Genomic DNA, 11,012 nt, shown 5'->3' with positions numbered 1-11,012 from the left:
AACGTGGATCTTTCCGAACGAGGAACGTCCCATGAGCGTTGCACTGCACACCCGAGCGGGTCAGCCCGTGTCCATCGGCTCCTGACCCATGAGTCACCCCGTGTTCACGCGAACCGCCCGTCCGGTGCGATGCGGCTGCGTACGGCGGTCTGGACCTCGGCCTCCTCGGCCGGATCGGCGGCGAGCCGGCGCAGCCGCTCGACGACCCGGGCGTCGCCGGTCTCGGCATGCCGGGCGGCGACCTCGCGCGTGGTCTCCTCGCAGTCCCAGAGGCATTCGACGGCGAATCCGGTGGCGAACGACGGGTCGGTGGCGGCCAGGGCGCGGGCGGCCCGGCCCCGGAGGTGGGAGGAGGCCGTCTCGCGGTAGACATGGCGCAAAACGGGTGCGGCGCAGGCGATGCCGAGGCGTCCGGCGCCGTCGACGAGGGTCCACAGGGTGGGCGCGTCGGGCCCCTCACCGCGTACGGCCTCCCGCAGTGCCGCGAGGACGAGTTCGCTGTCGCGGGCCGCGCCACGGCAGGCGAGCATGCGACCGGCGGCGGCGCCGAGGGCGTCGGGCCTGCGGGCCCAGCCGCGCGCCCGGTCGACGGCGGCGACGCTGCGCATCCGTTCGAAGGCGTCGACGGCGGCCTCCGCGACGGGCGTCGGGCCGCCGGTCACCGCGGCCTCGATCAGGCCGAGGGCTTCGGGGGCGTTGCTGTCGGCGAGGTACCGCAGGGCGGTGCACCGGGCTCCCTCGGTGCCGTCCTGGGCTGCGCGGACGATCTCCGGCCGGTCCTCGGGGCCCGCCACGGCGGTCAGACAGCGGGCGGCGGGAACGTGCAGGGCGGTGCCGCGTTCCACGCCCTGCTGGGCCCATTCGAGGACGGCGTGCACGCTCCAGCCCGGGCGCGGTCCGGTCGATCGCAGCTGGCGCTGCCACCGGTCGAAGCAACCCGCCTCCTGAGCGGCACGCACACGCGTGGCGACGGATTCGCGCGGGTCGTCGGCCCACAGCCGCCACGGCCTCGGTTCGAAGGCGTCACGGACGGCGGCGGCCAGCTCGGCCTCGCCCTCGGTGTCCGTGCCGAAGCGCGCCAGGACGGGGACGGCGAGTGCGCGCAGGGCCGCGTCGTCGTCACGCAGGGCGAGTTCGTCCAGGGCCCAGGCCCAGTTGGCGCCGTGGGCGGCGTACCGGCGCAGCAGCCGGAGCGCGTCGCGCCTGCCGTACGAGGCGAGGTGCCCGAGCACGGCCAGCGCGAGGCCCGTGCGGGACTCGTCGGGCTCAAGGGCGTCCTCCGGGTCGAAGAGGTGCGCCTCGATCGCGTCCAGCCCGCCGTTCAGGTCGAGGTAGAGGCGGGCGTAGTAGAGGGAGCGGTTCTCGACCTGCCAGTCGTGCCGGGGGTCGTGCAGCACGCAGTGGTCCAGTGCCGCAAGCGCCTCGGCGCGGGGGGCGGTGAGCGCGTGCAGGGTGCCGTCGCCGCGGCCCCGCTGGAGCAGGCCGAGCAACGTGCCACTGGGCGCTATGACCGGATCGAACATGGGAAACAGCCTCACATCAAGCGTCGACGCAACCGGGGAACACGCACTACCTGGCCGCGTGACACAACGTCGGGGCGCCCGCCGTCTCTTGCTTGCTGTAGACCATTTTCCTCTGCCTCTCGTCGGTGGCCCATGCGGACCGCTTCACGGTCCGCGCGGTGCGGCAACACCTGCCCAGCCATCGCGTCCGTGAATCACGACGTCATGATGACTCGCGGGTTTCTCCCGCCGCGACCGTATTTCCGGCGGCCCTTTACCGCCTCCCCCGTTTTCCGTGTCGTGCCTGGTCAGAATGGACTGATCACTGTGCGCCGAACAATTCCAGCAGTTCCGTCCTGCCGAACATCCGGGCGGTGTCGACGGCCGAGGGAGTGCCCTCGGCGGGATCGGCACCGCCGTCCAGGAGGGCTCTGATCACGTCCGGTTCGTCCTTGAAGACGGCGCCGGCGAGCGGGGTCTGGCCCCGGTCGTTGGCCCGGTCCGCGTCGGCGCCCCGCGCGAGCAGGGCGCGCACCGCCTCGGCGTGGCCGTGGTAGGCGGCGAGCATCACGAGCGTGTCGCCGCGGTCGTTGGTGAGGTTGGCCGGTACGCCCGCGTCCAGGTACGCCACCAGCGCCTCGGTCCGCCCCTGCCGGGCCAGATCGAAGATCTTGGTCGCCAGCTCCACGACGTCGGGGTCGGGGGCTTCACTCATGGGCCGGACCGCCTCTCCTGCACTTCGGGCCTTTCGGGAACTGACAGAGCCTACGGCAGCGGGGGGACCCGGGCCGTACGGGTGAATCGCCAGCGTACTGGCTGACGGGGCACGGGGCCGGATGCGCCCGAGGTGAAGATCATCGCGAGTCCCGCCGGCCGCGCGAGCCGCCTCCGCCGGCCGGGTGAGCCCTGCCCGACCGGGCCAGGACGGCTCCGCCACCTGAGGGAAATCCCCCTTATTTCACCCATTTGCACCTTTTGTCGTATAGATGCATGCTGTGATGCTGGAAGTACTCACGGTGACTGTCCCCCCTCGACACCAGGAGACCTCAAATGATTCTCTCCATGTCAGGCGTCGTCCTGCTCGGCATCATCGTCTTTCTCTTCTTCCGCAAGGACGGCCTCAAGGCGTCGCACGCCGTGGTCTCGTCCCTGTTCGGCTTCTACCTCGCCAGCACGGCCATCGCCCCGAGCATCAAGGCGGGCGGCGAGAGCCTGGCGAGCCTCCTCGGCGGTATCAAGTTCTGACGCCGACCGTCCCGCCCGCACGCACCGTCAGGAGAAAGCAGTGGCCCGGCGCCCCCTCCCCCGCATTCTGAGCAACGGCAGCGCGCAGATCGCCCGGAGCCGGGAGCTGGCCCGGACGGCGGCCGACAGCGCCACCGACGTCCTCCACCCGCTGATCACCCTCTCGCGCGGGCTGGGCCGGCTGGCCGCGGCAGGACGGCACAAGTGGGCGGACACACCCAAGGACAAACGCGGGCCGCTGCTGTTCCTGGCGGCCTCGGTGGTCCTGGTCGTGGCGCTCGCCCCGTACGGACCGCTGCTGGCCGCCATCGCGCTGATGGCGGCGGCGGCCTGGCACGGCCGGGACCGCGCCCCGGCCCAGCCCGAGGGTCCCGACGAGTCCCAGGCGCAGCGCCTGCGGTCGCTGTACGAGTCCCTGGTGCCCTACTTCTCGGTCCCCGAGGACCCGGCGCCGCTCTTCGACCACGGCGGGGACTGGGAGAAGGCCTTCCCCCAGCACGACTTCGACGACACGGGGCGCGTGGCCCACCTGGTGATCCGCTACCCGGCCTACTTCCCCGACGGCGAGGCCGGCGCCCGCGCCCGGATCGAGCAGCTGCTCGCCACCAAGGCCGGGCGTGGCCGCGAGTACCACTTCGCGTGGGACGAGGAGGCCAACCAGCTCACGGTCGGCGTCCTCGCGCCGCTGCCCACCGGCATCGCCGCCCAGCGCTTCGTCACCACGCCGGGCGAGACGGTGCTCGGCTTCACCGACGCGTCCGAGGTGCACCGCACGCTGCCGCTCGGCTACGGCGGTGAGCAGCGCGACGTGCCGCCCGTGGTGTGGCGCACCGGCATCCGCTCGACCGAGCCGCACCTGCTGGTGATGGGCCGGCCCGGCAGCGGGACCTCGACGCTGCTGCGGTCCGTCGCCCTCCAGGCGCTCCAGTACGGCGATGTGCTGATCGTCGAGGGCGGCGGCACCGGCGAGTACGCCTGCCTCACCGGCCGGGACGGTGTCCTCGGCGTGGAGTGCGGGCTCACCGGGGCGCTGGCCAGCCTGGAGTGGGCCGCGCACGAGACGGAGCGGCGGCTCATCGCGGCCAACCGGGCCCGGCAGGCCGGGCATCCGCCGCCGGACGACACCAGGCGGCCGCTGTGGATCCTGCTGGACCGGCCGGGCGCCCTCACCCACCTGGCCGCGGCGGAGGGGCGCGGGGACCCGCAGTCCCTGCTCCAGGTGCCGCTGCGGCACGGGCGCGCGGCCCAGGTGACGGTGGTCGTCGCGGAGGGCTTCGACAACGCGGACGTCCTCGGCGACGCGGTACGCCAGCACACGCGCGCGCGTGTCGTGCTCGGGCCCGTGACGCCGGAGCAGTCGGCGTGGGTCCTCGGCGTGCCGCCGCACACGACGGCGCCGGCCCAGGTGCCGCCGGGCCGCGGCTACGCCCGGCTGGGCGACGGCCCCGTGCACCGGCTGCAGGTCCCCGCGACGCCGGACCCGTACGACGACGCCACGAGCGAGGCCGACCGGCAGGCGGTGCTGGCGCTGCTCCCCGCGCGCACCACCCCCGCGACCGCGGAACCGACCGAGCCGGTCCCGGTGGAGCCGGCCCCGAGGGATACGGAAACGGTCCCCAGGGAAACGGCCCCGGTGGAGGCGGTCCCGGTCCCGGCGCGGACGTTCGCGGTGGAAGTGGTTCCGGTGAAGTCGTTCTCGCCGGAAGCGGTCCCGTTGAGGACGGTCCCCGTGGAAGCGGCCTCCGTGAAGAGGGTCCCGACGGAGAAAGTGCCGGTGGACAGGGCCGAGGTGGAGAAGGCCCAGACGGAGAAGGCCCAGACGGAGAAGGCCCAGACGGAGAAGGCCCCAGCGGAGACGGTGCCCGCGAAGACGTCCCTCGCGAAGGCCGTCGCGGCGGACGCCGTCGCCGCGGAGAGCACCACCTGAGCAACCCAACCGCCTCGCCCCGCGGACACCGGCCCGGCCGGACCACCCCGCCCACGCCAGGCGCATCCGCCCGGCACCGGTCTCGACCCCGGTCCCTCCCGGCACGGGCCGACGCGTCCCTGCATCCTCGCTGCCGCCGCCACCGCCCCTCTGACACTGGGCCAGACGGACCGCACCGCCCACGCCGGCCACGTCCGCTCCGCACCGGCCGCCGCGTCCCCGGCATACTCGCTGCCGCCGCCAACGCCCCGCCGGCACCGGGCCAGAGGACCACCCCGTCCGCGCCGACCACGTCCGCTCCGCACCGGCCTAGACCCGGCCCCCTCCCGCCGCGCGGACACAGGCCCGGCCGGACCACCCCGCCCACGCCGGCCGCATCCGCCCGGCACCGGTCTCGACCCCGGTCCCTCTCCGGCAGCGGCTGTGCTTTCCGCCGTCGCCAGGTGAATCGCCGGGGCGTGCGGGTGCGGACGTCCGTTGTCTGCAGTGACGTGGCCTGCGGGCGGAGCCCGGTCGGGGCCGTCAGGCGACGAACGTGCGCGGTGCCTCGGTTCCCGTGGTCGCGCCCGTAGCGACCAGGTGGGCCGCCGCCGCCAGGCGGGCCGCCGCCTCGTCCGCCACCGCTCCGCCGACCGTGAACGGCAGCCGTACATAGCCCTCGAAGGCGCCGTCGACGCCGAAGCGGGGGCCCGAGGGGACCCGGACTCCGACCCGCTCCCCCACCTCCGCGAGCCGGGAACCCGACAGGCCGCCCGCGCGCACCCACAGCGTGAGCCCGCCGCGGGGCACCGCGAACTCCCAGTCCGGCAGCTCCCGCCGTACGGCCGCCACCAAGGCGTCCCGGTTCTCCCGGGCCTGGCCGCGGCGCAGTTCCACCGCCTGCTCCCAACCCCCCGTGCTGAACAGCCAGTTCACGGCCAGCTGCTCCAGCACGGGGGTGCCCAGGTCGGCGTACGCGCGCGCCGCGACCAGGCCGCGGATCACGTCGGGGGCGGCGCGCACCCAGCCGATGCGCATCCCCGCCCAGAAGGCCTTGCTGGCCGAGCCGACCGTGATCACCGTCGAGCCGGCCGGGTCGAAGCCGCAGACCGGCCGCGGCATCGTGGCACGGTCGAGGTCCTTCTCCAGCCACAGCTCGCTCATCGTCTCGTCGGCGACGAGCACGGTGCCCGCCGAGCGGGCCGCGTCCACCAGCCGGCGCCGCTGGTCGTCGTCGGCGAGCGCACCGGTGGGGTTGTGGAAGTCGGCGACGACGTAGGCGAGCCGGGGCGCCGCCTCGCGCAGCACCTGACGCCAGCGGTCCAGGTCCCAGCCGGAAAGCCCCTCGGCCATCGCGACGGGCACCAGCCGGGCGCCCGATTCCCGCATCAACTGGAGGATGTTGGCGTACGACGGCGACTCCACCGCGATGCGCTCGCCGCGCCCCGCGAAGAGGTGGCAGATGGCGTCGATCGCGCCCATCGCACCGGTCGTGACCATGATCTGCTCGGGCATGGTCGCGATCCCGCGCGCGGTGTAGCGCTCGGCGATCATCGCACGCAAGGCCGGGAGCCCGGCCGGGTAGTCGCCGTGGGTGTGGGCGTACGGGGGCAGCTCCTCCAGGGCGCCCTGGACGGCGCGGGTGAGCCATGGCTCCGGCGCGGGCAGGGCCGCGCAGCCGAGGTCGATCATCGAGCCCAGCGCCTCGGGCGGGAGCGGTTCGAGGCCGCGCGCGGGCAGCGGGTTCCCGGCCGGTACGGCGGTCCAGCTGCCCGCTCCACGCCGGGACTCCAGGAAACCCTCGGTGCGCAGCGCCTCGTAGGCGGAGGCGACCGTGGTGCGGCTCACGGACAGCGCCGGCGCGAGTTCGCGTTCGGCGGGCAGCCGCGCGGCCACCGGCACCCTCCCCTCCAGGACCAGCAGCCGGATGCCGTCGGCGAGCGCCCGGTAGGCGGGCGGACGGCGGGTGCCGGGCCCGGCCGGGCCCTCCTGCTGGGAGGTGAGCAGCCGGGCGAGTTGCGCGGCACCCACCGCCGAGGTCCACTGCGCCATGGCGATCGGTCCACCTTCCTGGAATTGGCCCTGGATGAGGTTTCTTTCCCAGCCACAGAGTGTCATGGGTCAGGCCACCGACACCACCAGGGGGTGCCTCTTGTCCACTCAGGACCGTCTCGGCCGACGGTTGATCCAGCTGTACGCCGGGCTCGCGCTGTACGGCGCGAGTTCGGCGCTCCTCGTCGAGGCGGGACTGGGCCTGGAGCCCTGGGGCGTGCTGCACCAGGGCCTCGCCCGGCTCACCGGGCTGACCATCGGCGTGGTGTCGATCGCCGTGGGCGCCGCGGTGCTGCTGCTGTGGATCCCGCTGCGCCAGCGGCCGGGCCTCGGCACGGTCTCCAACGTCTTCGTCGTCGGCCTCGCCATGGACGGCACGCTCGCCCTCGTCCCCGACGCGCATGCGCTCGCCGCGCGGATCCCGCTGCTGGTCACAGGTGTCGTGCTCAACGGCGTGGCGACCGGCCTCTACATAGCGGCGCGTTTCGGCCCGGGCCCGAGGGACGGCCTGATGACGGGGCTGCACCGGCGCACCGGCCGCTCGATCCGGCTGATGCGCACGGCGATCGAGGTCGCCGTGGTCGTCACCGGCTTCGCGCTCGGCGGCACCATCGGGGCGGGCACCGTGCTGTACGCGGTGTCCATCGGACCGCTGGCGCAGCTCTTCCTGCGGGTGTTCGCCGTCCCGTCGGCATCCCGCGGCAGCGCGACCGTTGCCACCGGGTCACCCGAGGGGGTGATACTGCGTCCGTGAGCACGCCGATCCGCCACCCGTACCTCGACCATCCCGGCCCGATCCCGTTCGCCCACCGGGGCGGCGCCGCCGACGGCCTGGAGAACACCGTGGCGCAGTTCCGGCGCGCGGTCGGCCTCGGCTACCGGTACATCGAGACCGACGTGCACCTCACGGCGGACGGGAGGCTCGTCGCCTTCCACGACGACACCCTCGACCGGGTCACCGACGGAGCGGGCCGGATCGCCGACCTGCCGTGGTCGCAGGTGCGGCAGGCGCGGGTGGCGGGCAAGGAGCCGGTGCCGCTCTTCGAGGAGTTGCTGGAGACGTTCCCCGAGGTGCGCTGGAACGTGGACCTCAAGTCGGAGCCGACGCTGCGGCCGTTCCTCGACCTGGTCGAGCGCACGGGCTGCTGGGAGCGGGTCTGCGCAGGGTCCTTCTCCGAGGCGCGGGTGCTGCGCGCCCAGCGGCTCGCCGGGCCGCGGCTCGCCACGTCGTTCGGCACCCGGGGCGTGCTCGGCCTTCGGTTGCGCTCCTGGGGGCTGCCCGCCGCCGTGCGCCGGTCCGCGGTCGCCGCCCAGGTCCCCGAGTCCCAGTCGGGCGTCCCCGTGGTCGACCATCGCTTCGTACGCGCCGCCCACGCGCTCGGGCTGCAGGTGCACGTCTGGACGATCAACGAACCGGATCGGATGCACCGGCTCCTCGACCTCGGAGTCGATGGCATCATGACCGATCACATCGACACGCTGCGCAACGTCATGCGGGACCGGGGCGTCTGGGCCTGAACCCCGGCCCGGCGGATGGCGCACGGCACTTCAGGCAGCGCCTTCGGCGGAGAACTTCGGGCGGCACCTTCAGCGGAAAGGCGAGGGCACGGGTGGGCACTGAGACCGTGCGGGCGGGGGCGGACGACGTCGCCGGCAGGCGGCGCGAGCAGCGCGGCTGGTACTTCTACGACTGGGCGTGCTCGGTCTATTCGACGAGCGTGCTCACCGTGTTCCTCGGCCCGTACCTGACGTCGGTCGCGAAGTCGGCGGCGGACGCCGACGGCTTCGTGCACCCGCTCGGGATACCCGTGCGGGCAGGGTCCTTCTTCGCCTACTCGGTGTCCCTGTCCGTGGTCCTCGCGGTCGTGGTCATGCCCCTGGTGGGGGGCCTCGCCGACCGGACCGGCCGCAAGAAGCACCTGCTGGGGGTGGCCGCGTACACGGGGGCCGGGGCGACGACGGGCCTGTTCTTCCTGGACGGGGACCGCTATCTGCTCGGCGGGGTGCTGCTGGTCGTCGCGAACGCCGCGCAGTCCGTGGCGATGATGCTCTACAACTCCTATCTGCCGCAGATCGCCCGGCCCGAGGAGCGCGACGCGGTCTCCTCGCGCGGCTGGGCCTTCGGTTACGCGGCCGGCGCCCTGGTGCTGGTCGTCAATCTGGTCCTGTACTCGGGGCACGACTCCTTCGGTCTCTCCGAGACGTCCGCGGTGCGGATCTGCCTGGCCTCGGCCGGCCTGTGGTGGGGTGCCTTCGCGCTGGTGCCGCTGCGCCGGCTGCGGGACCGGCGGTCCACGGCCGCTCCCGTCGCGGCCCCGGGGCTGCGGCAGCTGGCGGCGACCGTCCGCGACATGCGCCGGCACCCGCTGACGCTGGCCTTCCTGCTGGCGTACCTCGTCTACAACGACGGCATCCAGACGGTGATCTCGCAGGCGTCGGTCTACGGCTCCGAGGAACTGGGGCTCGGCCAGTCCACGCTCATCGTGGCGGTGCTCCTGGTACAGGTGCTGGCCGTTGCGGGGGCGCTGGCGATGGGGCGGCTGGCCAGGATCTACGGCGCGCAGCGCACGATCCTCGGGTCGCTCGTCGCCTGGACGCTGACACTGGCCGCCGGTTACTTCCTGCCGGCCGGGGTGCCGGTGGGGTTCTTCGTGCTGGCCGCCGGGATCGGGCTGGTGCTCGGCGGCAGCCAGGCGCTGTCCCGGTCGCTGTTCTCGCACCTCGTCCCGCCGGGCAAGGAGGCGGAGTACTTCGCGGCCTACGAGATGAGCGACCGCGGCATGAGCTGGCTCGGTCCGCTGCTGTTCGGTCTCACCTACCAGCTGACGGGCAGCTACCGCTCGGCGATCATCTCGCTGGTGGTCTTCTTCGTCATCGGGTTCGCGCTGCTCGCGCGGGTGCCGGTGCGGCGGGCGATCAGCGCGGCGGGCAACCCCGTTCCCGAGAGGATTTAGCACGGATTTAGCGCCCGGAGCGAAAGGGCGGTAGTGTACGCGTTTGGCCTGCCAGGCGTACCGTTACTGCGCGTCAAAGCTGCTGAAACGCTGGGTGACATCTGCTAGCAGATGTGACAAACCGGGCGCCGGTGGGTACAACAAGGGGCGGCTACGACGGCGACGCATGACCCGGAACGGGACTCGGAACGGGAATCTTTACCGCCGACCGGACGTTGACCGGATGACGACGACAGCGACACCTGTCCTGTGGGCGACAAGCCCGGGAGGCACGATTCATGAGTGAGCGAGCTCTTCGCGGTACGCGCCTCGTGGTGACCAGCTACGAGACGGACCGCGGCATCGACCTGGCTCCGCGCCAGGCCGTGGAGTACGCATGCGAGAAGGGGCACCGCTTCGAGATGCCCTTCTCGGTCGAGGCGGAGATCCCGCCGGAGTGGGAGTGCAAGGTCTGCGGTGCCCAGGCGCTCCTGGTGGACGGCGACGGCCCGGAGGAGAAGAAGGCCAAGCCGGCGCGCACGCACTGGGACATGCTGATGGAGCGGCGCACCCGTGAGGAGCTGGAAGAGGTCCTTGAGGAGCGTCTGGCAGTGCTGCGCTCCGGGGCGATGAACATCGCGGTTCATCCTCGGGACAGCCGCAAGTCCGCCTAGCGGGCGGCCGGGACACCACAACACAACGCAGGTACATCACCGCGGGCGCCGTACGTGATCGAGACGTACGGCGCCCGCGGCTTTGCGTGACCCCGGGTGCGGCGCGGGCCGCACGGCCCTCAGCGGGTCAGGGGCGGGCGCGGCTCGCGCGCCGCGTCACCCGGCCCGTCCGCGTCCTCCCTGATGACCTCACCCTGGACCACCTTGCCGTCGGGACGGTGAATGCGGGCCCGCTGGAAGGCATCGCCGAGGGAGCCGGGGGCCGCCCGGGAGAGCCTGCGCTCGAAGGCCCGCTCCGCATACCGGCTCACGGCCTTCTGCACCGGCGGGATCAGCAGCAGCAGGCCCGCCGCGTCCGAGATCAGGCCCGGGATGATCAGGAGCAGCCCGCCCAGCATCATCAGGCCGTTGCCGCCGCCGCGCTCCGGGGGGACGCCGCGCTGCAGCGACTCGTTCAGGCTGCGGAAGGCACGACGTCCCGCCCGCTTGATGACCACCGAGCCGACCACGACGCCGGCCACCAGAAGCAGGAACACCGTGAGGCCGCCCGCCGCACCGGCGACCTGGGTCAGCAGCCAGATCTCCAGCACGAGCCAGGCGGCGATGCCCAGCGGCAGGTACCGGCGCGGCCGGGAGGGCCGGGGCCGGGCGGGGTGCGGAGGGGTCGGAGCGCCAGTCGTCATGCTCCCAGTGTGCCTGG

The 11,012-nt window shown here is 73.3% G+C and carries 10 protein-coding genes; 6 read left to right on the top strand and 4 right to left on the bottom strand.

Translation table 11 applies throughout. The annotated features are described in order from the left end of the window. Positions 1 to 104: 104 nt before the first annotated feature. Together ACIRFL_RS09205 and ACIRFL_RS09200 are read right to left on the bottom strand one after the other, a co-directional pair. Complete coding sequence (locus ACIRFL_RS09205; RefSeq protein WP_404025682.1) at positions 105 to 1,523, bottom strand: HEAT repeat domain-containing protein; 1,419 nt, start codon at positions 1,521 to 1,523, stop codon at positions 105 to 107. 301 nt (positions 1,524 to 1,824) lie between these two features. Next, positions 1,825 to 2,217: an ankyrin repeat domain-containing protein gene (locus ACIRFL_RS09200; RefSeq protein WP_404025680.1), complete on the bottom strand. Its 393-nt coding sequence runs from the start codon at positions 2,215 to 2,217 to the stop codon at positions 1,825 to 1,827. 335 nt (positions 2,218 to 2,552) lie between these two features. Between ACIRFL_RS09200 and ACIRFL_RS09195 the strand changes: the two genes are divergently transcribed. Both ACIRFL_RS09195 and ACIRFL_RS09190 read left to right on the top strand, forming a co-directional pair. Then, positions 2,553 to 2,747, top strand: coding sequence for a hypothetical protein (locus ACIRFL_RS09195; protein WP_121888451.1), 195 nt, complete (start codon positions 2,553 to 2,555; stop codon positions 2,745 to 2,747). Positions 2,748 to 2,787: 40 nt separating this feature from the next. Then, positions 2,788 to 4,674: a hypothetical protein gene (locus tag ACIRFL_RS09190; RefSeq protein ID WP_404025677.1), complete on the top strand. Its 1,887-nt coding sequence runs from the start codon at positions 2,788 to 2,790 to the stop codon at positions 4,672 to 4,674. Positions 4,675 to 5,196: 522 nt separating this feature from the next. Here ACIRFL_RS09190 and ACIRFL_RS09185 read toward each other — a convergent pair. Beyond that, positions 5,197 to 6,705 carry a PLP-dependent aminotransferase family protein gene (locus ACIRFL_RS09185; protein ID WP_404025674.1) on the bottom strand — a complete coding sequence of 503 codons (1,509 nt, stop codon included), beginning with the start codon at positions 6,703 to 6,705 and terminating at the stop codon, positions 5,197 to 5,199. A 64-nt stretch (positions 6,706 to 6,769) separates the two neighbouring features. Here ACIRFL_RS09185 and ACIRFL_RS09180 point away from each other — a divergent pair, with 64 nt between their 5' ends. The 4 genes from ACIRFL_RS09180 to ACIRFL_RS09165 all read left to right on the top strand — a co-directional run bounded on the left by ACIRFL_RS09180 (position 6,770) and on the right by ACIRFL_RS09165 (position 10,312). Next, positions 6,770 to 7,459, top strand: a complete 690-nt coding sequence (locus ACIRFL_RS09180) for a YitT family protein (protein WP_404025672.1) — start codon at positions 6,770 to 6,772, stop codon at positions 7,457 to 7,459. Then, a complete protein-coding gene (locus ACIRFL_RS09175) occupies positions 7,456 to 8,223 on the top strand; it encodes a glycerophosphodiester phosphodiesterase (RefSeq protein ID WP_404025669.1) in 768 nt (255 codons plus the stop codon). The genes ACIRFL_RS09180 and ACIRFL_RS09175 overlap by 4 nt, the downstream gene beginning before the upstream one ends. Before the next feature lie 92 nt (positions 8,224 to 8,315). Next, complete coding sequence (locus ACIRFL_RS09170; protein ID WP_404025667.1) at positions 8,316 to 9,659, top strand: MFS transporter; 1,344 nt, start codon at positions 8,316 to 8,318, stop codon at positions 9,657 to 9,659. A gap of 278 nt (positions 9,660 to 9,937) precedes the next feature. Continuing rightward, complete coding sequence (locus ACIRFL_RS09165; protein WP_003977404.1) at positions 9,938 to 10,312, top strand: RNA polymerase-binding protein RbpA; 375 nt, start codon at positions 9,938 to 9,940, stop codon at positions 10,310 to 10,312. 119 nt (positions 10,313 to 10,431) lie between these two features. On the opposite strand, the gene fxsA is transcribed toward ACIRFL_RS09165, so the two are convergent. Continuing rightward, positions 10,432 to 10,995: an FxsA family membrane protein gene (gene fxsA / locus ACIRFL_RS09160; protein ID WP_404025665.1), complete on the bottom strand. Its 564-nt coding sequence runs from the start codon at positions 10,993 to 10,995 to the stop codon at positions 10,432 to 10,434. Positions 10,996 to 11,012 lie beyond the last annotated feature (17 nt).

The organism is Streptomyces sp. NPDC102462, from assembly GCF_044765425.1.
In the GTDB taxonomy this organism is placed as follows: Bacteria; Actinomycetota; Actinomycetes; order Streptomycetales; family Streptomycetaceae; genus Streptomyces.
The sequence above is the reverse complement of the archived record's forward strand: the minus strand, read 5'-3'. Positions and strand labels throughout refer to the sequence as shown.